We start from the raw sequence: 23,759 nt of genomic DNA, 5'->3' as shown, positions 1-23,759 counted from the left end.
CGCTGAGCGGCAAAATCAATTGGCTTCATCACAGGTGTCAATGTCCGGCCGACGGCGTGCCCGGTGCGGGCTTCTTAAGAAGTAAAGCGAGAGGAATGCACAGCAGCAGCGCGACGGCGAGCACGTAGAAGGTTTCCGAAAACGTGATCACGCTCGCCTGCAACTGCATTTGCGCCGCGAGCTGGCCGAGCGCCTGCATCTTCGCGTAGGCCATGTCGCCATGCTCCGCGAAGAATCCCGCTGCGCTCTGCGCGACGTGCTCCTGACCGATCAGCGAGTTCGCCGTCACCGACTCGCGGATCATGTCGTCATGAAACGTATTGCGCCGGTCGATGAACGTGCCGAGCAGCGCGAGCCCCACCGAGCCGCCCAGATTGCGCGCCATGTTGTAGAGACCTGCTGCGTCGCCCGCCTGCTCGCGCGGCACGGCCGCCATCGATGCCTGGTTGAGCGGCATCATTGCGAGCACCTGGCCGACGCCGCGCAGCAGTTGCGACCACGTGAAGTCGTCGCCCGCGCTTTGCGCAGTCAGCGAAATATCGAGCATGCAACTGCCCGCGAAACACGCCAGGCCCGCCATCACGAGCAGCCGCGTATCGACGCGCCCCATCAGACGCGGCAGCACGGGCATCATCAGAAACGCGGGCAGACCCGACATCAGCATCACCGCGCCCGACTGCTGGGCGTTGTAGCCCGCCACGCCGGAGAGAAACTGCGGCAACAGATACGACACGCAGTACAGCCCGGCGCCGACCGTGAAGACGATGAAGATCACGCTCGCATAGCGCGCGTTGGTGAGCAGCTTCAGACGCACGATTGGCTGCTTCGACACGAACTGCGCGGCAAGCAGCAGCACAATGCCGACGGCGGCGACCACGCTCAGCCACACGATCATCGGCGATTCGAACCAGCGCTCGCGCTGCCCTTCTTCGAGCACCACCGTCAGCGAACTCAGACCCGCCGCCATCCCGACGATACCGAGCCAGTCCGCGCGCACGAATTGCTGCCAGTTGGTGCGCGCGTTGTCCAGTCCCGCAACGAGCAGCACGACGAGCGCCACGCCCACGGGCAGATTGAGAAAGAAACACCAGCTCCAGTCGATGTTCTCCGCGAGCCACCCGCCGACCACCGGCCCAAGCAACGGCCCGAGCAGCACGATCAGACCGAACATCGTCATGCCGATCGGCATCTGATGACGCGGCAGCCGCGTCGCAACGATGGTCTGCGCGGTCGGAATCATCGCGCCGCCCGCGAAGCCCTGGCCGATCCGCCCGACGATCATCTGCGGCAGGCTGTGCGACATCCCGCAGAGAATCGAAAACAGCGTGAAGAGCGTCGCGTTGCCGAGCAGGAAATTGCGCAGCCCGAATACGCGCGTCAGCCACGCGGCGAGTGGAATCATCACGATCTCGGACATCAGATAGCCCGTCGATATCCATGTGCCTTCCGTGCCCGTCGCGCCGATCTGCCCTTGAATCTGCGGCAAGGCGGAGTTCGTGATCGAGATATCGAGCGTCGCCATCAGCGCGCCGAGCGCGCCCGCGGCCACGGCCGTCCAGTCGGCGGCAGTGGCGTTGGCAGGTTTCGCGGCGGCGTGCTCAGCCACGGCCGTTCTCGCGTTCGATACGCGCTTCGTTGTCGCGCGCGCCGCGCGTGTCCACGTCGACATTCACCGACAGCCCCGGCAGCAGCACCTTGCGGGTTTCCTGCCCGACGTCGAGCCGGATGCGCACAGGCACGCGCTGCACGATCTTCGTGAAGTTGCCCGTCGCGTTCTGCGCGGGCAGCAACGCAAACTGCGAGCCCGTGCCCGGCGAGAAACTGTCGATCCTGCCGTGCAGCTTCGTGCCCGGCAACGCGTCGATACGCAGCGTCACAGGCTGCCCGACGCGCATCATGCCGATCTGCGTTTCCTTGAAGTTGGCGACGAGATACACGTCCTGCACGGGCACGATCGTCATGAAGCGCGAGCCCGGCTGCGCGTATTGACCGACGCGCACGCTGCGGTCGCCGACGCGTCCGTCGATGGGACTCTTGAGCACGGTGTCCTGCGTATCGAGTTGCGCCTGACGCGCACTTGCTTCGGCGGCGGCCAGCTGCGCGCGCGCCTGTGCGATCGCGGCGTGCGTGGTCGCGATCTGGCGTTCGGCGCTTTGCAGCGCGGCGGCATCGGCGGCGCGCGTGGCGCTCGCCTGACGCTGCGAGTTGCGCAGCTCGGCGACGCGCTCGCCCGTCTCGGCGCCCGTCGCGGCGAGCGGCTCGTAGCGCCTGACCTGATCGGCCGCGTGGGCCTCGTTCGCGCTCGCGCCGTCGAGTTGCGCGCGGGCTTGCGCGATGGCCGCCTGCTGCTGCGCGAGTTCCGCTTCACCCCGCAGGATGTCGGCGCGGCGCGCGGCAATGGTCGCGTTCGCCTGTTCGAGCACCGCGTCGTACTGGCGGCTGTCGAGCCGCACAAGCGGCTCGCCGCGTTTGACGGACTGGTTGTCGCCGACCAGCACGTCGGCCACGTAGCCCGACACCTTCGGCGCAACGGTCATGCCGTCGGCTTGAAGATAAGCGTCGTCAGTGCTTTCGATGTAGCGCCCCACCGTCCACCAGTGCGCGCCCCACGCAATCGCGCCAAGCACGGCGACGCCGCCGATGATGAGAAATACGCCCTTCTTTCTGGACCGTTGCGCGCTCGCGGCGCGCTCGGAGTCTTCGACGGGCAAAGTGGCTGACATGTTGACCCCAGATAAATTTATACCGTTCGTTATAATTATTCCAGTTGGTACAATTTAGTCAACAATATTGTTTTTACGATCCTTACCATTTACCTTTCCGCTTGTCTCCTATCCACCCTCAGACGAAGTGACGACACGCACACCGAGACACCGCCCCGCAGCGGAAGGCGGCTACCAGCGCGGCGAAGAGACCCGCGCGAAAATCATCGAGGCGGCGCTGAGCCTGTTCGGCGAACGCGGCTTCGAAGGTGCATCCACGCGCGACATCGCCGAGCATGCGGGCGTCAACGCGCCCGCGCTGGTGTATTACTTCGACAACAAGGAAGGCGTCTATCAGGCCTGCGTCGAATACATCATGGCGAACGTGGCGGACTACTTCGCGGATGCCGTCGCGGCCGCGCAAACCGTGCTCGACGCCAACCCTTCCGACGACGAGCTGATCGACGCGTTTCGCGCGATTCAGGCGCGCGTCGCCAGTTATCTGTTCACGACGGAGACGCCTGCCACCTGGCGGTTATTCATGGCGCGCGAGCAGGCGGGACTCGGCCCGGCGTTCGCCGCCGAACGCCTGAACGAGCGCATGCGCAAGCCGCTTTTGAGCGTGAGCTCGGAAATCATCGGGCGCCTGCTGGGCAAGCCGGCTGACGATCCCGAAACGGTGATCCGCCTGCTGGCGATCAACGGACAGCTCGTGTCCTTTCATCTCACGCGCTGCACGGCACTGGCGGCGTTGCAGTGGAAGTCGATCGACGGTGCGCGGCTCAAGCAGCTCTGCGCGATCATCGACGAACAGAGCGTCGTGCTGCTGCGCGCGATGATCGAATGGCGCGACACGAACAGCAAGCGGCGCAACAAGAAGTAAGGCGACGCAGTCCGCCTGCGAATGCCTTAACGTCCCTTACAAAGTCAGACAGAGCGTGACGGACGCCGCCGCGTAGCGCAGACGTGCAACGCCATGCGCGGCGGGCCTTCGGGCGCCCTTCCACGGCACGTTGGGCACGCCGCGGCTCGCAAACTTCTGTTGAATCTGTAACGAGGCTGTTAAACGCGATTGTCCCAGGATGGGTAAGGTGCGGCTTCGCACTGCGCCGCGCATGTTCGCAGCGGTGCGGCGACATGCACAACCCATTGAAGGAGCAATCGATGCGCAAGCTCGCGATTCTGGCCGTCATGGCCGCATTGACCGCCACGTTGTCCGGATGCTGGTGGGGACCGGGGCCTGGCTGGGACGGCGGCGGACCGGGCCACGGCGGTGGGCCCGGCGGCGGCGGTCCTGGCGGCGGCGGTCCTGGCGGAGGACCGGGAGGCGATGGACCGCACGGCGCGGCCGTCGTGCCGCATGCAACGGCGCGCGCCTGACCCTGGCCCGGCGCCGCGCGGCGCGCACCTCGGCAAGCGCGTCGCGTGCCGTTCAACTGCGTGCGGACATCTCGCGCGGTGCGGCGGGCGGCGTCATCCCGCCTTCCGCCGCGCTCCACTGCACGACCCACTCGGGCAACGCGGGCGACGCCTGGGTGACACCCGCCAGCCCGAGCAGTTCGCCTGTCGGCACGGTGCCGCCGCTGCGCTTCAGAAAGCGCGTGCGCACGACGCCCAGCGCAACCTGCACGCCATCGCGGATGAACGCCTGCTCGAGAAACACGTGCCGTTCGTCCCAGCCGATCACACGCGTCGCGACGTCATAGCGGTCCCACAACTCCAGTGAGCGATGAAAGCGCATCGTCTCCAGCGTGACGACGGGATACCAGCCCTGCCGTTTGATCTGCGGCCAGACGCGCGAGCGGATCATCAGGTCGACGCGCGCCAGATCGAGGATCGTGAAGTAGCGGCCGTTCGTCATATGGCGCAGCACGTCGAGATCGTTCGGCCACACGCGAAACGGCGTGACGCAGGTATCGAGCACATGCAGATGCCCGCGGCGCGGACTCAACAGGAAAGTGAGGAACAGGCGTAACAGCAGGTTCATGAGAAAGCTCGCATCGGCGAGGCGAACGTTGCAAGAGCACGCATGTTAATCGACAGTCCGGCAGGCGGGCGGCCCGTGGTATAGAGGGCTTCTTCACATGCCGCTGGCCGCGCCGCCTTTTTGCGGCATGCCTCACATCGCCTTTGACGGCTGCGCGGCCGCCAGATGCTGCGTATGCATGTCGCTCAGCCGGCACAGCAGAATCCCGTAACCCGCCAGATGGCCCAGATAGACGCTCGTGAACACGCCGGGCGCGGGCAAGGTATCAACGATCTCGCGCAATGCGTCCATCTGCAAGGGCTTCTTTTCGAGCGCCGCGCGCTCGACTCGCAGATCGGCCACCAGCGCGAGCTTCCCGTGCGCTTCGAGCAGCCTGGCGAGCCCGGCGAGGAACGCTTCGCGCCAGCGGGGATCGAGCGCGGCGAACTGCTCGTGAAACGTATCGACCGTCTCCAGGAAGTTGACGAGTGAGTCGAACAGTTCGTGGTAACACCAGAACAGCGGCAGCCGGTCGCGATTGCGCTGCAGATGCGGCGACATCCACGCCTGCTGCAGATCGAGCTTGAGCAGATCGTGCGATTCCTTCAGGTCGGTGCTCGTCTTGCGCAACTGGCCGATGAGCGTTTTCAGTTGCGCCGGATCGTGCTGGCCCGACGCGATCTGACCGAGCGCTTGCAACGCCTGTTCGTTGCCGTCGTTGACGAGGCGGTTCGCCCAGAAGCCGTGATCGGGCGGAAAGGCTACCTGCTGGATGATGAAGCCGAGCAGCATGCCCAGCACGACGCCGATCAGGCGCTGTTCGAGCAGCGGAATATGTTCGCCTGTGTAGAGCACGAGCGTCATCGGAATCGTGATGCTCGTCATCTGGAACAGCGACGGCCTCAGGCGCACGATCGCGAAGATCACAAGCGGCAACAGCAGCGTGCCAAGCAACAGATGCGGCGCCGTGAGCCAGATCACGAGCGTGGCGATCGGCATCGCGACGACGTTCGACATCACGCGTCGATAGAAGTAGCCGCGTGCGGCGGAGATCGAACTGCCGAGCGCGAGCGTGAGCATCGTCGAACTGGCGAGCGCGACGGCCGCCTCGGGATAACCGAGGCTATACGGAACCCAGAAGCCGATCCATAGCCCGAGCGCGAGCTTGACGTACTTGGCGTTTTCCGAAAGCGAGAAGCGCGCGAGCGCGCGGCGAAACGGCGTCAGCGGCTTGTGGGCGTACGAAGCGGTCGACATGGCTGCTCCTGCAGGCGGGAAGGCACTCTATGACTGGCATCGGCGTGGCTGGTTCGAATTGTACCGGCGCCTCGATCGGCGCAGACGAGCGGCAGCCATGGCTCCTGGATTGGCTCACCATCCTGGATTGGCTCACCATCCTGGATCGGCTCACCCTCCTGGATCGGCTCACCATCCTGGATCGGCTCACCCTCCTGGATCGGCTCACCCTCCTGGATCGGCTCACCCTCATCGGCGCCCGTCGCGCAGGCCGCCGCCATTTTTGACCCGCTTCATTTCCTTGCGCGCCGCAGGCATAGTGAGCGTTTCCAGCCTCGACACCGCAACCCGACACAATGAGCGAGACCTCTCCGGCCGCCGCGCCCGTCATCCGCGACGCCACCGACGCCGACTTCCACGCCATCCAGGCCATCTACGCGCACCACGTGCTGACAGGCGTCGCTTCGTTCGAAGAGACGCCGCCGTCCGTCGACGATTTGCGGCAGCGCCGCGCCGCCGTGCTTTCGCATGGCTTGCCGTATATCGTGGCGATCGTCGACGGCAAGATCGCGGGCTACGCGTATGCGACGCTCTATCGTCCGCGAATCGCGTATCGCTTTACGATCGAAGACTCGATCTATATCGACGATGCGTGCCGTGGCCGCGGCGTCGGACGCGCGCTGCTCGCGGAACTCATCGATCGATGCGAGCAGGGCCCGTGGCGCCAGATGATCGCCGTCATCGCCGACGGCGGACGCGGCGGCTCGATGTCGCTGCACCGTAATGCAGGATTCGAACTGGTCGGCACGTTGAAGGCCGTCGGCTTCAAGCATGGTCGCTGGCTCGACTCGACGGTGATGCAGCGTGCGCTCGGACAAGGCAGCGACGCACTGCCCGCCGACGCAGAAGCGGCCAGCGACTAAAGCGCGCACCAGGCCGGAATGCATCGACGCGTTCGACGGCGGGCGTGAAGCGTCGCGTCAGACTGGCGGCAAGGTGCGCGTGAACATCGTCGGATAGTCGATGACCAGTCCGTCCCCGTCCACTTTCAGCTCCGCCGCGAAGCCGGTGTCGATGCCTTCGTAGCGGTACTCGCTGTCCGGCTCGATGCACGTGTAGGCCTGCTCGACGCGCGAGACCTGTAAATCGGGCGTCGAAATGAACACGACGCCAATCGGCTCGCGCGCGCCCTTGGCCAGTTTCAAGCGGCGGATCGGCAGCGTGTTCGTGAACGGCGTGGCGGCGATGTCGATATCGATGCAGCCCGCCAGCGACGGCAATACGAGCCCATGCCCATCGCGCCAGTTGCCTTCGCCGTCGCCGTGCAATTCGAGTTCGGGGCCGCCCGTCACCTTCAGCCACGCATGCAGCGTGCGCCATTGCGGATCGCATTTCACGCGATACGTCAGGCCGTATGCGCGGCCATCGCGCTCGCCGACCAGCACGCTTTCGGCGTAAAAGCCGTCGGCGCGCGCGTCGAATGCGAGATGCTCGACGCCTTCGCCCTCTTCCGGGGTCCATCGCACTTCACGCATGAATCTGTCTCCTGTGGGATCGCCGGGAATGATGCGACCATGGATGTGATCGTAACGCGCCACGCGGACCGATGAGTCGCGCGACCGGCTCGCTCAAATAGCCGCTATCAACGCGTGCGCATGCCGTTCGCGTCTCGCCTGCCCTATGCTCGCGGTTCGTCTGCTTCGAATCGAAAGCGCCGCGTGAGTTCCGCCTCGCGCGGCGTCGTCACGTCTTCGTCACGTCAGTTGAAACGGTATTACCCATGTCCGCCGCGCACCATGAAGCACCCTTCGATCCATTGCGCACGTTGCTGCGCAGCTTCAGCCAGATCGTCCTGCAACGGAACGCAGCGACGGGTGCGTGCGTGCTGGCGGGGTGGCTAGTCAGCGATGTGCGCCTCGCATGCGCCGCACTGACGGGCGCGATCGCGGCGAACGTGGGCGCCGTATTGCGCGGCTACGATCCCGCCGATACACACGACGGACTGCACGGCTTCAACGGCGCGCTCGCGGGACTTGCCGCATCCACCTTTATCGACGACGACGCCACCGCGATGGCCGTTGCGATAATCGCGGCGACGGCGGCTGCATGGCTGCTCGGCCCGTGGGAACGGCTATTGCGCTCGCGCGGTCTTGGCTTCTATTCGAGCCCTTGCCTGCTTGTGACGTGGGCGTGGCTGCCGCTTGTCTATTTGCCGACGGCGCACGTAGCAGCGAGCGATGCGATTTCAGGGTTCGATTCAATGCGCGGCTTGCTGACGGGTGTGGCGCAGACATCGTTTGCGTGCGGTGCGCTGCCGGGGGCGTTGATACTTGGCGGCATTGCACTGTCGTCGGTGCGTTCCGCGCTGTTCGCGCTCGCGGGTGCGGCGCTCGCGACCCTTGCGCATTGGCTGATCGGCGCGGACGGCGCATCGTTCGGCGCGGGCCTGTTAGGATTCAATGGCGCGCTCGCGGCGCTCGCTCTAGCCGATTGCGGCGTGCTGGCGGCGCTCGCTGGCGTGGGTGTATCCGTCGCGATGCAGCACGCCGCAATCGTATCGGGCCTGCCGGCGATGACAGCGCCGTTCGTCGTCGCGACGTGGACGATTCGCTTGCTGATGCGCGATACTCGCCGCTCGAACACCAGCAACCTGAGCCGCGTGCCTGATTCCGCGATCGACAGATCTGCGGGCGCAGGGCGTCGACGGAAAGCAACCCGTGCCGTTTCGCCTGGGGGCTGAAGCGGCCAGCAACAGGAGAAGTCATGTCGTCGTTTGCTCATACGCCTGCGGGCCGCATCGCGCAGTCTAAGCCGATGTCGGAAGCGGAGCAGCGCACGCGGGTCGATCTCGCCGCTGCGTACCGGCTTGCGGCGCTCAACGGCTGGGACGATCTCGTCTACACGCATATTTCGGCGAGCGTGCCCGACGAGCCCGGTCATTTTCTGATCAATCCGTTCGGCCTCTCGTTCGATGAAGTGTGCGCGTCGAATCTGGTGAAGATCGATATCGCGGGCAACATCGTCGGGGCGAGCGAGCATCCGGTGAACGCGACCGGCTTCGCGTTGCACGCGGCGGTTCATGCGGCGCGCGCCGACGCGTTTTGCGTGATGCATCTGCACAATACGGCGGGTATTGCCGTGTCGCTGCAAAAGGATGGGCTCTTGCCGGGCTCGCAGCATGCGCTGCGCTTTCATGGGTATCTTGCGTATCACGACTATGAGGGGCTCGCCTTCACGCCGGCGGAAGGCGAGCGCCTCGTCGCCGATCTCGCCGACAAGCCGGCGATGCTATTGCGCAATCACGGCACGCTGACGACGGGCCGCACGGTTGCGGAAGCGTATGTGCTGATGGCGACGCTCATCAAGGCTTGCGAGATTCAATTGCAGGCGCAGGCGGGCGGCGGCGCGCTGGTGTTGCCGTCGGAGGCCGTGGCTGAGCGCACGGCTGAACAGCTTTACGATGGAGGCGCGGTTGAAGGTGCCATTGAATGGCCAGCGTTGTTGCGGAAGCTTGATCGCATCGATGCTTCTTATAAGGGTTGAGATTTTTTTCTAAGGAATACTGGACATGCCTACTTTTCATATCGAGCTTTTTGAAGGTCGTACTGTTGAGCAGAAGCGTCAGTTCGTGGAGGCCATCACGAAGGCGACGTGCGAGTCGCTGAATGTCGAGCCGGGCTCTGTTGATATTGTGCTTGTTGATGTCAAGCGGGAGAATTGGGCTACGGGCGGGAAGCTCTGGTCTGATGTTGGGTAAGGGTTTTTTCGTTGTCTGCGACGCGTTAAGGGTGGTTTGCTTGTGTTTGTGCTGGCATCCGCGTTGCGTTAGCGTGCTTCAAGCGTCGCCCCTGTGCGGGGCGGCACCTACTTTTCTTTGCCGCCGCAAAGAAAAGTAGGCAAAAGAAAGCGGCTCACACCGCCAGTTCTTCTTCTTGCCCACGGGCCCCCAACGTCCCCACACTTCACACGTCAGCGCCCCGGTTGCTGCCCGTTGCCAACGCGCTGAATGAACGCCTCACCCGCTTCAATTACCCGCACTCGGGCAAGCGGCAGCGAATGGTATGGGCCGCCCAGGTGGCAAACTGTGTGTAGGCTTTCGCGTAATACGCGCACCACTCCAGACTGATAACGCACGCGTCTCACCCTGTAAGAGCGCTACCTTATACGACGCGACAACCGACACACAGTTTGCCACCTGGGCGGCGGTGGACTACATGGAGCGGCGTGCTGTGATGATGGAATGTGAAGCAGGTGAGGCGCACCGCAAGAGCGTTGGCAACGAACGTGGGTCATGTGGTTGCCGTGTGAAGTGTAAGAACCTTTGGGGGCCCTCAGGCAAGGATTAGCGCTGGCGGTGTGAGCCGCTTTCTTTTGCCTACTTTTCTTTGCGGCGGCAAAGAAAAGTAGGTGCCGCCCCGCACAGGGGCGACGCCTGAAGCACGCTAACGCAACGCGGATGCCGGCGCAAACACAATCAAACCACCCCAAAGCGTCGCAGACAAAAAAACAAAGCCCCTGCGACATCCCACCACACACCCGCGTCGCGCGACATCGACAAACAGCGTGCTGCGACGCGGTCGATTGCCGCACTTCCCCCGCAAACGCACGCGACCGCCGCGCAGACCAGCAAAACCAAATCCTGATGCAGATCAACTGCTTACAGAAAAAAACCGCACCCGCATCCGCGCCAATCTGCGCCAAATCGCCACACAAAGCGCCGCAGCAAAACAACAAACATTCCCCTACGCTTGCGGTCATCTGCACGAACCCGGATTCGGACACATGACCACCGCAATCTCCGCCTTCGACCTCGCACGCATGCAGTTCGCGTTCACGGCCTCGTTTCACATCATCTTTCCTGCACTCAGCATCGGGCTCGCCAGCTTCATCGCCGTCCTCGAATGGCGTTGGCTCAAAACCGGTAAGGCCTACTACAAAGATCTTTGTCTGTTCTGGTCGAAGATCTTCGCCGTGGCCTTCGGCATGGGCGTCGTCTCCGGCGTCGTCATGAGCTACGAGTTCGGCACGAACTGGTCGGGCTTCTCGTCATTCGCCGGCCCCGTCACTGGCCCGCTGCTGATGTACGAGGTGATGACCGCGTTCTTCCTCGAAGCTGGCTTTCTCGGCATCATGCTGTTCGGCTGGCAACGCGTCAGCCCGCGTGCCCACTTCGGCGCAACGCTGATGGTCGCCATCGGCACGCTGATCTCGACGTTCTGGATTCTCGCCTCCAACAGCTGGATGCAGACGCCGCAAGGCTTCGATATCGTCGATAACCATGTCGTCCCCGTCGACTGGTTCAAGATCATCTTCAACCCCTCTTTCCCCTACCGCCTCGCGCACATGGCGATCGCCGCGTTCATCGTCACGGCGCTCGTCGTCGCGGCGGTCGGCGCATGGCATCTGCTCAAAGGACGGCGCGACAACGCCGTGAAGAAGATGTTCTCGATGGCGCTGTGGATGCTGCTCGTCCTCGCGCCCGTCCAGGCCATCGTCGGCGACGCGCACGGACTCAACACGCGCGAACACCAGCCCGCGAAGATCGCGGCGATCGAAGGCCTGTGGGACACCGAGAAAGGCGGCACCGCGCTGAACCTGTTCGGCATCCCCGACATGCAGGCGGAAACCACGAAGTACGCCGTGTCGATTCCGCATCTCGGCAGCCTGATCCTCACGCATAGCTGGGACGGCGAAATCCGCGGGCTGAAGAGCTTCCCGAAAGAAGACCGCCCAAATTCGACCGTCGTGTTCTGGAGCTTCCGCGTGATGGCGGGCCTCGGCGTCGCGATGATCGCCTTCGCACTCGCCGCCTGGGCGCTGCGCCGCCGCGGCAAGCTGTACGACGCGAAGTGGTTCCATCGCATCGCGATCGCGATGGGACCGACTGGCTTTGTGTCGCTGCTCGCCGGCTGGGTGACGACGGAAGTCGGCCGCCAGCCTTGGGTCGTGTATGGCGTCAAGCGCACCGTCGAAGCCGTGTCGCCGCTTTCCGCGCAACAGGTCGGCATTTCGTTGATGGCGTTCGTCGTCATCTACTTCCTCGTGTTCGGCACGGGCATCTACTACATGTTCAAGCTGATGCGCTCCGGCCCGGCGTTGCCCGGCCACACACCGGATGGCATCCCCGATGCGCCCGGTCGCACTGCGCGCCGCCCGCTGTCCGCCGTCGACCAGATGATCGACGCCTGATCCTTCATTCGAAAAACCGCGAGAGAAAAATGGATGTGACCATAGTCTGGGCCGCGATCATCGCACTGGGCCTATTCATCTACGTCGTGCTGGACGGTTTCGATCTGGGCATCGGCATCGTGTTTCCGTTCTTCCCCGACGAAAAAGAACGCGATCTGATGATGAACACCGTCGCGCCCGTCTGGGACGGCAACGAGACATGGCTCGTGCTCGGCGGCGCAGGCCTGTTCGCGGCGTTCCCCATCGTCTATTCGACGGTGCTGTCCGCGCTCTATCTGCCCCTCGTCTTCATGCTCGTGTGCCTGATCTTCCGCGGCGTGTCGTTCGAAATCCGCGCCAAGGCGAATCGCACGAAGCATCTTTGGGATCTGGCGTTCATCGGCGGCTCGACGGGCGCGGCGTTCTTTCAGGGCATTGCGCTAGGCGCGTTCCTGCAGGGCATCCCGGTTGTCGACGGCAGCTTCGCGGGCGATGCCTTCGGCTGGCTCACGCCGTTCTCGCTGCTCACGGGTCTCGGCCTCGTCGTCACGTATGCGCTGCTCGGCTGCTGCTGGCTCGTCGCGAAGACGGAAGGCGATCTGCAACGGCGGCTGCATCGCGTCGTGTGGCCGCTGACGATCGTGCTGCTCGGCTTCATCGTCGTCGTCAGCCTGTGGACGCCGCTGCAGGAACCCGAGATCGCACAGCGCTGGTTCGACGCCGGCATCTTCTGGCGCCTGCTGCCCGTGCCGTTCCTCGTCGCCATCTGCGCGTTCTTCATGCGCCGCGCAGTGCGCGACCGGCATCACAACACGCCGTTCATGATGGCGCTCGGTCTGGTGCTGCTCGGCTATGTCGGATTGCTCGTGAGCCTATGGCCGTACGCGATTCCGTCGAGCCTCACGCTCTGGGAAGCGGCCGCTCCGCGTTCGAGCCAGATGTTCACGCTGGTCGGCGCGGCCATCATCATCCCCATCATCATCGGCTATACGACGATGGGCTACTGGGTTTTCCGCGGCAAGGTGCGCCATGGCGACGCCCATTACCACTAAGCCCGCCCCCTCCCGCTCGCGCCAGGTGCGGCTGCCAGGCTGGCTGTGGTTCGTCGCGCTGTGGTGCGGCGGCGTCGGCAGCGCCATGATCGTCGGCTATGCGTTCAAGGCGCTGATGAACGCGACGCTGTTCGCCATTACCTGAACGGCTGACAACGGGCCACATACCTTGCTGCGCATCCGCCGCGCATAACCTGCCCGGCGGCCCGTCGAGGCTGCCCGCTTGCCTTCAAAATCCTTCCGCGAAGCTCGTCTACGTAGCAGGCCGCGAGAGCACCATCCTCCTGGCCTCCGATGCAGTGCCGTACAAACCAGGGAAAACCACACGCGCCCCAACCGCGACGACTGCGCCGGACTTTCCGGCGAGGCCGCAGCGGCTGCGCGAGCGAGACCAAAGCAACTGATCGAACCGCGCCGACGCCGTTGCATTCCAGGCGGCCGGCGCAAACAATGGAGCGCGGCAGGCGCTGGCCGCAAGGCAGGCGCAGCCGGGCGACAAGCATGACCCATCCGGCGATCCGGCATATGATCGCGGCTTGGGAAGCAAAACAAGCTGTTGCTGCATGGACGGCCCACCGCTGGTCGGGCCGCAGGGAGTGCAGCGGGTTGCGAGGCGCAGCGGGCGGTCACGTCCGGGTGCGGCGCGGCCTTATGGACGGAGCACGCGCCACGGGGAGCGTGCGCTCCGCCCTCGTCCCGACCGACAACTGGGCACAACACCGGCAGGGCCGAGCGCCTGCAAGGGGTCGGAGTCAGGCGCTGAATTGCCAACTCCGATCCATAGCGGAGACATCATGAAGTTTCTTGTAGCCGACGATCATGAACTGATCCGCCAGGGCGTCAAAGGTCTGCTACGCGGACTCGATCCCGACGCCGTATTCGACGAAGCCGATACCTGGGAGACGCTGGCCGCCGCCGCAAGGCCCGACGCCAACCACGACCTCGCCATCGTCGACCTTCACATGCCCGGCATGACGGGTGCCTCTTCGTTGCATGCCCTGCTGAAAGCCAATCCGGCACTGCCCGTAGTCGTGCTGTCGGCGGAAGAGTCGCCGGACGAAATGCGCGCCGTGCTCGCAGCGGGCGCGCTCGGTTTCGTGCCGAAGCGCCAGCCCGCCAGCGTGATGCTCAAGGCAATCGAGCTGGTGCTGTCGGGCGGTGCCTATGTGCCGATGGAAGCGCTCAGCCTGCTCGGCTCACGCAGCGCCGAGACGGCGGCCGCGACTGCCACGGCGGAAGCCGCGACGTCGGCGAACGCAACAGCCGTCGCCGGACAGACGACGGCCGCGCCGCCCGAAGCGGCGCCCGTTCGCATCGAGGCGCTGCAGCCGCATCAGCAACATCTGCTGGAGAACCTGTCGCCGCGTCAGCAGGAAATCATGCGGCTCGTGCATCGCGGCTGGACCAACAAGATGATTGCGCGCGATCTCGGCGTCGCCGAAGGCACGATCAAGGTCCATCTTTCGGTAATCTTCCGCGCACTCGGCGTGCACAACCGCGCAACCGCCATTGCCGTGATCAACGGCTGGCTCGAAGCCGGAAAGACGCTCTGATCGCGAATAGAAAAGAAGGCGACAGAATGTCGCCTTCGGCAGGAAACTGCATTTGCAGCGGCCTTTGCCGCCGCGTTCGATACATGCCCGTCAGAGCATTTCCGTCGCCAGCGTGACGCCCAGCGCCACGCCGCCGATCACGCCGATCGCGCGGCCCAACAGCATCGCGTTGAGGTCCTCGTCGAGCAGGAACTCGCTGCGGCGCTCGCGCAACACCGTGCGATACAGAAGCGGCATGGGAAACAGCAACGCGCACGACAGCGCGACGGGCGCGCCCAGGCGCATGGCCATGTTCGCGTGGTGCTCGGCGGGAATGCCGAAATACAACATGCCGACCACGAAAACGGTCGTCAGCAGCGCGCCCACCAGCACGCCTGCGACGAGCTTGTCGGATGGATGTCCGTTCACTTCTACACCTCATTGATTCGAAAGCCGCGCCGGGCCGATGGGCCGGACGCGAAGGTTGCCGGAAACGTTCGCGGCGGCCAACGAGCAATGAGCCGCTGTTATCGCGAAACAGCCTATTTCAGCAGCCAGGCATACCTCCGGTCGATCAGATACTTCTCAAAAAAGCTTATGAGCGAGAAGACGCGATCGAGCGCCGACGGCAAAACGGAGGCGCAACGGCGCGACATTGCGACGTTGGCAGCATGAAGGGATGGTCGATGGTTGACGTCAGAGGCCCGCGTCATGGCGCGAGCCTTCGACGTCAATGGGAAGCCGGACGGAAAAACCCGGCGTGTCGCCGCCGGCGAGAGTCAGCCGCGGGTCGTCAACGGCTGTTCGGAAGCGACAGATTCCGCGCGATCAGCCGGCCTGTCCGCTACCGCGCCCGGCTGCTGCCACAGCATTTCCAGCGTACGGCGCAGCCGCGCGGGCGTGACGGGCTTGTGCAACACGGGGATGCCCTGCAACGCCAGCGCCTCCAGTTCCACCGACGCCATATCGCCCGTGATCAGCAGCGTCACCACGCGCTCCCGGCCGCGCCTGCGGAGCGCGTCGCGCACGGCGCCGAGCGCCTGCGCGCCCGTGCGATGGTTCGCCAGCTGATAGTCGCAGAGCACGGCATCGGGCATGAAGCCTTCGTCGATGGCCAGCAGCGCGTGGCGCTCGTCAGGCACGCCGCGCACGACGCAGCCCCAGCGGCCGAGCAGACTCTGTATGCCTTCGAGGATGGCCGGCTCGTCGTCGATGCACAGCACGTGCCGCCCGAGCGCCGCCGCGCCGCTCGCGACGGAATCGTTCAACCCGGCGACGATCCGCGCCGGATCGCCCGGCTGCACCGGGAACCGGAACACCGAGCCGCGCCCCGGCGCCGAGCGCAATTGCAGTTGCCCGCCGAGCATTTCGACGAGCCGCTTGACGGTCGGCAGCCCGAGTCCATGCCCTTGCCGTGCGTCGCGCTGCGGATTGGCGACCTGATAGAACTCTTCGAAGATGCGCTCTTGCTCGGCTGGCGGAATACCGATCCCCGAGTCGCGCACCTCGATATAGCCGCCCTCGTTGCGCCCCGCGCGTCTGAAGCCCATCCAGATCGCGCCGCTTTCCGTATAGCGCACCGCGTTCGACAGCAGGTTGCTCAAGATCCGCTCCAGCAGCACGGGGTCGTCGTGGATCACGGCGTCCGTCGGCGCGATGCGCAGCGCGAGCCCTTTTGCGGCCGCCTGCGGCCAATACTGGCTGCCCACGCGATCGAACAGTTCGGACAGCCGGAAATGCAGCCTGATCACCTGCGTGACGCCGCTTTCGAGCCGCGCCAGATCGAGCACCTGGTTGAACAGCTGGTTCAGCGCCTCGACATTGTTGGCGATGTTATTGGCCGTCTTCGCGTGCTGCACGGGCGTCGCCGACGTGTCGTTCAGCGACGCCGCGAGCAGCCCGATCGCATGCAGCGGCTGGCGCAGATCGTGACTCGCGGCGGCGAAGAAGCGCGTCTTCGCAAGGCTCGCTTCCTCGGCGACGAGTTTTTGCGCGGCGAGCGATTCGGCGAGCGCCTGCTGATCGACGCGCGCCTGCACGACGCGCTGAAACAGCTTGCGATAGCTGAGCGCGTAGACGTTGATCGCGCAGAAGAAGAACGCGAGGACGATCGCGAGGATCGTGCGGTCGAACGTATGGGTGCCGAAGTGCAGCACGATCGCGGGCAGCAACAGGAACGGGATCGCCGTCGCGAAGTTGGCGACGTCGAAACCGTTCGACATGAACACGCCCGCCGCGAGCGTCACCAGCATCACGGTGTGCAGAATGGGGAGGTCCGTGTGCGGGCTCTGGAACGCGAACCAGATTGCGAGCCCAGGCGCGCTGTAGAGCAGCGCGCCGCGCGCCGCGTGCAGGTTGATCCACGTGCGCGGCGTCACCGACTCCGGCCAGCGCCGGTTGCACATCCACAGCGCGAGGCTCGCGCAATTGGCGAAGCCATAGAAGATGAAGCAGGCCGCGAAAAGATGCGGATGCGGGATGTTATTCCAGTAGATCGCCACCAGCACTGCAATCGAGAACCAGTGCGTGAAGAAAGCAATCGGGTCCTGCGCGTACAGCACGCGCACGAGGTCTTCGTCGATCGCGCGCTGGATGGGATCGGCCCGCATCGTGCGGTCTCCTTGTCGGCAGGAGCTGGCGCCTGGGCGCGTCGCTCTTGTCCATGCAATTGATTGTGCGGTCGGCGGGAACGCGTGCTTGTGGCGATCGCTCCCGTTCGGTCGAGATTTGCTGGTCGTTTCGTTTTCTGTCAAACCGCCGCCGACTGCGCCAGATTGGGAATAAAACGCGGGCGTCACGCGTCCTATAAAGAGCACCCGGTACAGTCTAAAGATAGTTTACCCGTCTTACCGGCGGTTTACCCTTCAGCTATCACTTAATCCATATAGGCGGCGCCGCGTGCAAAAAGCATACTGGGTTCAACGATTCAACATTCAAGCGCGGCCAACAGCCTCTGAAGGTTCAGCTCCACGACCTGTTTCATGCCTGTTTGTCGAGGCTCTACTGGCGGCATCCCCCGCCGCCACCGCGCTCCTTGCCCCTTACCGATGGAGGCCTTCATGGGCGCAGTTCCGAGCCAGGTTTTCGCACGCACTCTCGACGAAGCCGTTCTTCCCGACCTGTGGCGCCGCCGCACGCAGCTCACGGACGACGAAATGATGTCGATGTACGACCTCGTGAAGCGCGCGTTGCGCACCTACCACCCGCTCGAATTGCACGCGCTCGGCGAAGACAAGGAAGAGCTCGTGCATCAGTTCATCTATACGAAGGTGCTGCGTCTTGCGCCCGGCCATGTCGAATCGAAGGCGACGCCGGAAAGCGCGCCGTCCAACAGCTACGCGATCTGCGCTTACTTCCGCCGCTATCTGATCGACTGCCTGAGGAGCGCGAGCCATCAGCGCAATGTCTCGATGGAACACGAAGGCATGATGCAGGAGATCGATCTGCGCGCGCAGGCGCTCGAAGATCCCGTCGAAAGCGTGCTGCTGCAATACGGCCTGAGCGAACGCGGCGTGCGCCAGGCCGCGCGCGAGTTCATCGCATCGCTCGATTCGCCCGAGCGCATCGTGCTGGCAGGCAGCCTCGGCTGGTGCTCGGAAGCGAAAGGCGGTCTGTCGGCGGTGGCCGCGCAGCATCGGGTGCCCTCCTATCACTATCGTGCCGTCAAGCTCGGTGTCACGATGAAGAAGACGGACGACGCCGCGCAGTTTTCCAACACGAAGATCGGTCAGTGGCTGCGCGACGAGCTCGGCATTGAAATTCACGCTGAAAACCGCGAAGCGATCCTCGTCGTGTTCAACCTGCTCGCAGCCGAAGCGACGCAAGCCGCCACCGCACCCGACGACGAGTTGATCGAAGCGGCGGCGTGAGCGGCCCCGGCATGCTGGTTCAAACCCGACGCACTTCACGCACTTAACATTTAACAATCGCCGCCATCGATTCGCTTTTGACAATCCGGCTCGCTCAATACGCGTCGTAAATCGGCACGAGCCCGGCTCTACGTTTCATCTTGCGTGCAGTTCGCGCGACCGCTGCCTGATGGCACCCGTCCGCACGAAAGCACTCCACGCCTGCAATCACAGCATTTTTTGAATCACGCGGCTAAACGCGCGTTTTCCCTTTGCATTTCGCCGCGCGACGTCCAGGATTAAGGGGCTGCGAGCGCCAGCCAGCCGTCCATATCGCCGGGTTCCCCCCACCCCGGCGCACATCCAATATAAAGAGGTGGTCGAATGAACCGCTTGTCCAGCGCCCTTTCGGCGATGAAGGACCATTACGAGGTCGTGGTAGTGGGTTCCGGCTATGGCGGCGCGATCGCCGCGAGCCGCATGGCCCGCGCGAAACGCAGCGTGTGCCTGCTCGAACGCGGCCGCGAGTTCATGGCGGGCGACTTTCCCGCCACACCGCTCGAAGGTGTCGCGCAAATGCAGTACAACACGGGCGTCGCGCAGATCGGCTCGCCGCTCGCACTGCTCGAAGTGCACGTGAATCCCGATGTAAACGTGGTGGTCGGCTGCGGACTCGGCGGCACGTCGCTGATCAACGCGAACGTCGCGCTCAAGCCCGACGCGCGCCTGTGGGACGATCCGCGCTGGCCCGCCGCCTTGCGCGCAGACCAGGCGAATCTGGACGTTTGCTACGAGCGCGCCAGAACGATGCTCGGCGCGACACCCGTCCCCGACGACTACCCCAATCTGCCCAAACTCGATGCGCTTGAACTGTCGGCGAAACGGCTCGGCATGAGCGACCGCTTCTACCGTCCGCCCATCACGGTGACGTTCAAGGACGGCAAGAACGCGGCGGGCGTCGACCAGAACCGCTGTGTCGGCTGCGGCGACTGCAATTCGGGCTGCAATCACGGCGCGAAGAACTCGACGCACATGAACTATCTGCCCGACGCCGCCGCGCATGGCGCGCAGATTTTCACGGGCGCGGCCGTGCATTCGGTGGTGCGCGACGAAGCGCGCGGCGTATGGTGCGTGCGCTATCAGCCCGCCGATCTGAAGCGCGAGCTGTATGACGCGCCCGAACTGTTCGTCACGGCCGACATCGTGATCCTGTCAGCGGGCACGCTCGGCTCGACGGCGATCCTGCTGCGCTCGCAGGAAGCGGGCTTGCCCGTGTCGAAACAACTCGGCAAGCACTTCACGGGCAACGGCGACGTACTCGCGTTCGCGTTCAACACCGACAAGGTGATCAACGGCGTCGGCTGGGGCACGCATCCGGCGGGCGACATTCCGCCTGTCGGCCCGTGCATCACGGGCATCATCGACCATCGCAACACGCCCGATGTGAAAGACGGCTTCGTGATCGAGGAAGGATCGGTTGCCGCACCGATCGGCCTCGGCCTGATGGGCGTGCTCGGCCTCGCGGCGCCTGCCGAAGGCGTCGACATGCCGGACCCGGCAGGCGATGCGCCGTTCGCGGACGAAGCGCGCATCGCCGAAAGCATCTTGCGCGGCCCGTATCACGGCGCGATGCGTAACACGCAGACATTCCTCGTGATGGCGCACGACGACGAAAGCGGCCAGATCACGGTCGAAAGCGGCCGCCCGCGCGTGAGCTGGCCGAACGCGGGCAAGCAGCCGATCTACGAAACCGTCGAAAAGACGCTGATCGAAGCAACGGGCGCGCTGGGCGGCTCGTATGTGCGCAACCCGATATCCGCCGATCTGTTCCAGAACCGCACCGTCACCGTGCATCCATTGGGTGGCTGCGGGATGGCGGAAGATGCCGCGCACGGCGTCGTCGATCAGGCGGGCCGCGTGTTTTCCGGCGCGGACGGCAACGCGGTCCACGAAGGGCTCTACGTGATGGACGGCGCGGTGATGCCGCTGTCGCTCGGCGTGAACCCGTTGTTGACGATCTCGGCGCTGGCCGAGCGCAATTGCGCGCAGCTTGCGCAGTCGCGCGGCTGGAAGATCGACTATGACGTGGCGGGCCACACCGCCCCGCCGCCTGCGCTGAAAATCGGCCTGCGCTTCACGGAGACGATGATCGGCACATACTTTGTTGGCGACGCGAAGCCGGCCGGCCAACGGGACGATCCGGCGGAAGGCACGCCCATCAGCTTCACCGTGACCGTCGTCTCCGACGATCTCGACGACATGCTCGCGAACCCAAAGCATCAGGCGCACATGATCGGCACGCTAACCTGCACCGCCCTGTCGCCGCAACCGATGACCGTCAACGACGGCATCTTCAACCTGTTCGTCGTCGACGAAACCAACGTCGAGCGGCGCAACATGAACTACCGGATGACGCTCGACACTGTCGACGGCAAGCATTTTTATCTGACCGGTCAGAAGATCATCACGCATACGTCGCTGACGGAACTGTGGACGCAGACGAACACGCTCTATGCGACGATCCGTGAGTCCGATGCCGACGACGCGCCCGTCATCGGTCACGCGACGCTCATCATCACGCCGGAGAACTTCCTCAAGCAACAGCGCACGATCGAAGTGACGAATACGCCCGACCTCGAAACGCGCCTTGCGTATACGCTGAAATTCGGCCGCTTTTTTGCGGGCGTGCTGTACACGGAATACGGCGGCGTCGCGGCGCCCTTGCAGTATTTCGATCCCGACGCGCCGCCGCGCGTGCGCCGTGCGTTGCGCGCGCCCGCGCCGCAGATCACCTACTTCAAGACCGATGACGGCAAGACATTGCGGCTTGCCCGTTATCACGGCGGCGACAAGGGCCCGCTGCTACTGATTCATGGCTCCGGCGTATCCAGCCGCATCTTCTCGACGGACCTGATCGGCACGAACCTCGTCGAGTTCCTGTGCGCCGCGCATTACGACGTCTGGCTCGTCGACCTGCGCGTGAGCATCGAACTGCCGAGCGCGACCGAACGCACCACCGCCGATGAAATCGCGCGCTTCGACATCCCCGCCGCTGTCGCGAAGGTGCGCGAACTGACGGGCGCCGCCGGGATCCAGGTCATCGGGCATTGCCTGGGCGGGCTGGCCCTGAGCATGTCGCTGATGTCGGGGCTGAAAGGCGTGCGCTCCGCGGTGATGTCGCAGGTGTCGGCGCATCCCGTGCCGGGACTGTTGCAGCGGGTCAAGGCGGGACTGCACACGCCGCAGATTCTTCAGCATCTGGGCATCAAGGATATGACCGCGTATACCCGGCACGAGAAATGGCCGCACAACCTGCTCGACGATGCGCTGAAGTTCTTCCCCGTCGAGCACGACGAAACGTGCAACAGTGCCGTGTGCCATCGCGCGACATTCCTGTATGGCCTGCTCTACGAGCACGAGCAACTCGACGAGCAACTGCACGCGAACCTGCAGGAGCTATTCGGTATTCACGATGTCGAGCTATTCAATCAGCTCGCGGCGATGGTGCGCGCGGGACACGTGGTCGATGCGAATGGGGACGATGTGTATATGCCGAACATCGAAGGCATGAAACTGCCCATCGCTTTCATTCATGGCGCAAAGAATCTCTGCTATCTCCCCACCAGCACGGAGACGACCTACGATCTTCTGGTGGAACGGTTCGGGCCCGAGAACTACGAACGACATGTGATCGACGGATATGGACACATCGATTGCGTGTTCGGCAAGCGCGCGGCGCTCGATGTTTTCCCGACTATCGTCAGGTATCTGGACGCGCATTGAGCGCAGATGACGGTTCGTCATGGATGCTGTGGCATTCAGGACGAACCGTCGCCCGTAACAACGCTAGAACAGCTTGCCCGGATTCAAGATCCCGTTTGGATCGAGCGCATGCTTGATCGCTTTCATCACGGCGAGCTCTTCGTCCGAACGCGACACGGGCAGGAACTCACGCTTGAGCGAGCCAATGCCGTGCTCCGCCGACACCGAGCCGCGCAGCGGCGCAAGCATGTCATAAACGAGCGCATACACGTCGTGATGATCGACGCCCGGCACGGAATGCCCGTCGACGGTCACATGCAGATTCGAATCGCCGATATGGCCGAAGAAATACGACGCGTTTCCCGGCCAGGCGTGGTCGATCGCCGCGCGGCAACGATCGACGAATGCGCCGATCTCACCAATCGGCAAACTCACGTCGAAGTTGATCGGATCGAGCTTGACGGGAAATTCCGCCGTGCATTCGCGGATCGCCCACAACGCGCGAGTATCGGCAACCGACTGCGCGATCACGGCATCGCGGATCGCGGCTTCGTCGAGCGCTTCCATCAGCACGGCGGAAAAACGCGAACCGTCGTCATGCGCGTCGAAGCTCGCATGTTCGATCAGTGCGTATAACGGATGTGCCTCAGAAAATGGCGAGCGCGCGCCCGTCAGCTTCACGCCGAAGTCGAAGAAGTCCGGCCACATGATCTCGAATGCGCCGATGTCGTTGCCAAAGCGCATCGACAGCCGGCGCAGCAGACTGACGGCCTGCTCATAGTCGCTCAGCGCAACGAGCGCCGTATGCCGCGACGCGCGCTGCGGCTGCAGCTTCAGCACCGCGCGCGTGATCACGCCAAGCGTTCCTTCCGAGCCGATGAACCAGTGCTTCAGGTCATAGCCGGTGTTGTTCTTCACCATCTTGTTCAGCGAACTCAGCACCGCGCCGTTCGCCAGCACGACTTCGAGACCCAGCACCTGATCGCGCGCAGTCCCCGATTGAATCACGCGATTGCCGCCCGCGTTCGTGGCAAGGTTGCCGCCGATCTGACACGAGCCGCGCGCGCCGAGATCGAGCGCGAGTTCGAAGCCCGCTTGCGCCGCCGCTTCCTGCGCGGCCTGCAAGGTCGTGCCGGCGCGCACCGTGAGGGTCGCCGCCGAGCTGTCGATTTCCTCGACGCCGGCAAGGCGGTCCAGCGACAACGCAATATCTGTCGCACGCGGAATCGAGCCGCCCGCAAGGCCCGTCATGCCGCCTTGCGGCACGATGCTCTGGCGTGCGTCATTGCAGATCATCAGCGCGCGTGCGACCTGCTCCGTCGTGCGCGGCAACAGCAAGGCCGCGGGACGCGTGGGCTCGTGACGCGTCCAGTCGGTCATCGAGCGCTCGCCGATTTCATCGCCCACGCGTACCGCGTCGTCGCCCAACGCCTCGCGCAACGCGGCCAAAGTCGATGTGAGGGCGGCCCGTTCGTTCACTGTCATGCGGTTCC

21 protein-coding genes are annotated in these 23,759 nt (G+C 64.2%); 13 read left to right on the top strand and 8 right to left on the bottom strand.

Going from position 1 to position 23,759, the window contains the following annotated elements; translation table 11 throughout:
• Window positions 1–37: 37 nt before the first annotated feature.
• Window positions 38–1,606 (bottom strand): MDR family MFS transporter, encoded by a 1,569-nt coding sequence (locus C2L66_RS20705; protein WP_054935177.1) that lies wholly within the window; start codon window positions 1,604–1,606, stop codon window positions 38–40.
• Complete coding sequence (locus C2L66_RS20700; protein WP_060603307.1) at window positions 1,599–2,723, bottom strand: HlyD family secretion protein; 1,125 nt, start codon at window positions 2,721–2,723, stop codon at window positions 1,599–1,601. Before C2L66_RS20700 ends, C2L66_RS20705 begins: the two co-directional genes overlap by 8 nt.
• Before the next feature lie 127 nt (window positions 2,724–2,850).
• Between C2L66_RS20700 and C2L66_RS20695 the strand changes: the two genes are divergently transcribed.
• The gene (locus tag C2L66_RS20695; protein ID WP_054935175.1) at window positions 2,851–3,585 is read left to right on the top strand and encodes a CerR family C-terminal domain-containing protein; all 735 of its coding nucleotides are present in this window, start codon (window positions 2,851–2,853) and stop codon (window positions 3,583–3,585) included.
• Window positions 3,586–3,866: 281 nt separating this feature from the next.
• The gene (locus tag C2L66_RS20690; protein WP_060606831.1) at window positions 3,867–4,082 is read left to right on the top strand and encodes a hypothetical protein; all 216 of its coding nucleotides are present in this window, start codon (window positions 3,867–3,869) and stop codon (window positions 4,080–4,082) included.
• A 52-nt stretch (window positions 4,083–4,134) separates the two neighbouring features.
• Here the strand turns inward: C2L66_RS20690 and C2L66_RS20685 are convergent, their stop codons facing one another.
• Together C2L66_RS20685 and C2L66_RS20680 are read right to left on the bottom strand one after the other, a co-directional pair.
• Window positions 4,135–4,689 (bottom strand): thioesterase family protein, encoded by a 555-nt coding sequence (locus C2L66_RS20685; protein WP_060603312.1) that lies wholly within the window; start codon window positions 4,687–4,689, stop codon window positions 4,135–4,137.
• Window positions 4,690–4,821: 132 nt separating this feature from the next.
• Window positions 4,822–5,925 (bottom strand): aromatic acid exporter family protein, encoded by a 1,104-nt coding sequence (locus tag C2L66_RS20680; RefSeq protein WP_060603314.1) that lies wholly within the window; start codon window positions 5,923–5,925, stop codon window positions 4,822–4,824.
• A gap of 29 nt (window positions 5,926–5,954) precedes the next feature.
• Here C2L66_RS20680 and C2L66_RS20675 point away from each other — a divergent pair, with 29 nt between their 5' ends.
• Window positions 5,955–6,191 (top strand): hypothetical protein, encoded by a 237-nt coding sequence (locus C2L66_RS20675; RefSeq protein ID WP_060603317.1) that lies wholly within the window; start codon window positions 5,955–5,957, stop codon window positions 6,189–6,191.
• 69 nt (window positions 6,192–6,260) lie between these two features.
• A complete protein-coding gene (locus C2L66_RS20670) occupies window positions 6,261–6,827 on the top strand; it encodes a GNAT family N-acetyltransferase (RefSeq protein WP_060603320.1) in 567 nt (188 codons plus the stop codon).
• 57 nt (window positions 6,828–6,884) lie between these two features.
• Here C2L66_RS20670 and C2L66_RS20665 read toward each other — a convergent pair whose 3' ends face one another.
• Complete coding sequence (locus C2L66_RS20665; RefSeq protein ID WP_060606832.1) at window positions 6,885–7,439, bottom strand: putative glycolipid-binding domain-containing protein; 555 nt, start codon at window positions 7,437–7,439, stop codon at window positions 6,885–6,887.
• Between the two features lie 245 nt (window positions 7,440–7,684).
• On the opposite strand from C2L66_RS20665, the gene C2L66_RS20660 reads away from it, so the two are divergent.
• The 7 genes from C2L66_RS20660 (at window position 7,685) to C2L66_RS20635 (ending at window position 14,677) form a co-directional block, all read left to right on the top strand.
• A complete protein-coding gene (locus C2L66_RS20660) occupies window positions 7,685–8,644 on the top strand; it encodes an urea transporter (RefSeq protein WP_060603323.1) in 960 nt (319 codons plus the stop codon).
• A 23-nt stretch (window positions 8,645–8,667) separates the two neighbouring features.
• Window positions 8,668–9,447 (top strand): class II aldolase/adducin family protein, encoded by a 780-nt coding sequence (locus tag C2L66_RS20655; protein ID WP_060603324.1) that lies wholly within the window; start codon window positions 8,668–8,670, stop codon window positions 9,445–9,447.
• A 25-nt stretch (window positions 9,448–9,472) separates the two neighbouring features.
• On the top strand, window positions 9,473–9,661 hold the full coding sequence (locus C2L66_RS20650; protein WP_060603327.1) for a 4-oxalocrotonate tautomerase: 189 nt from the start codon (window positions 9,473–9,475) through the stop codon (window positions 9,659–9,661).
• Window positions 9,662–10,686: 1,025 nt separating this feature from the next.
• Complete coding sequence (locus tag C2L66_RS20645) at window positions 10,687–12,093, top strand: cytochrome ubiquinol oxidase subunit I (RefSeq protein ID WP_060603329.1); 1,407 nt, start codon at window positions 10,687–10,689, stop codon at window positions 12,091–12,093.
• Between the two features lie 29 nt (window positions 12,094–12,122).
• Window positions 12,123–13,124, top strand: coding sequence for a cytochrome d ubiquinol oxidase subunit II (gene cydB / locus C2L66_RS20640; protein ID WP_054935165.1), 1,002 nt, complete (start codon window positions 12,123–12,125; stop codon window positions 13,122–13,124).
• Window positions 13,102–13,269, top strand: coding sequence for a hypothetical protein (locus tag C2L66_RS41285; protein ID WP_167352361.1), 168 nt, complete (start codon window positions 13,102–13,104; stop codon window positions 13,267–13,269). The genes cydB and C2L66_RS41285 overlap by 23 nt, the downstream gene beginning before the upstream one ends.
• A 649-nt stretch (window positions 13,270–13,918) precedes the next feature.
• On the top strand, window positions 13,919–14,677 hold the full coding sequence (locus C2L66_RS20635) for a response regulator transcription factor (protein ID WP_060603332.1): 759 nt from the start codon (window positions 13,919–13,921) through the stop codon (window positions 14,675–14,677).
• A gap of 90 nt (window positions 14,678–14,767) precedes the next feature.
• On the opposite strand, the gene C2L66_RS20630 is transcribed toward C2L66_RS20635, so the two are convergent.
• On the bottom strand, window positions 14,768–15,085 hold the full coding sequence (locus C2L66_RS20630) for a hypothetical protein (protein ID WP_054935161.1): 318 nt from the start codon (window positions 15,083–15,085) through the stop codon (window positions 14,768–14,770).
• A 350-nt stretch (window positions 15,086–15,435) separates the two neighbouring features.
• Window positions 15,436–17,265: an ATP-binding response regulator gene (locus C2L66_RS20625; protein WP_054935160.1), complete on the bottom strand. Its 1,830-nt coding sequence runs from the start codon at window positions 17,263–17,265 to the stop codon at window positions 15,436–15,438.
• Window positions 17,266–17,715: 450 nt separating this feature from the next.
• Here C2L66_RS20625 and C2L66_RS20620 point away from each other — a divergent pair, with 450 nt between their 5' ends.
• On the top strand, window positions 17,716–18,525 hold the full coding sequence (locus C2L66_RS20620) for a hypothetical protein (protein WP_054935164.1): 810 nt from the start codon (window positions 17,716–17,718) through the stop codon (window positions 18,523–18,525).
• Between the two features lie 363 nt (window positions 18,526–18,888).
• Window positions 18,889–22,287 carry an alpha/beta fold hydrolase gene (locus tag C2L66_RS20615; protein ID WP_060603335.1) on the top strand — a complete coding sequence of 1,133 codons (3,399 nt, stop codon included), beginning with the start codon at window positions 18,889–18,891 and terminating at the stop codon, window positions 22,285–22,287.
• Window positions 22,288–22,350: 63 nt separating this feature from the next.
• Here C2L66_RS20615 and C2L66_RS20610 read toward each other — a convergent pair whose 3' ends face one another.
• A complete protein-coding gene (locus C2L66_RS20610) occupies window positions 22,351–23,751 on the bottom strand; it encodes an FAD-binding oxidoreductase (protein ID WP_060603336.1) in 1,401 nt (466 codons plus the stop codon).
• Window positions 23,752–23,759: the final 8 nt, after the last annotated feature.

The organism is Paraburkholderia caribensis (assembly GCF_002902945.1).
GTDB lineage: Bacteria > Pseudomonadota > Gammaproteobacteria > Burkholderiales > Burkholderiaceae > Paraburkholderia > Paraburkholderia caribensis.
Note: the sequence above shows the minus strand (reverse complement) of the source record. Positions and strands in the feature narration are given on the sequence as shown.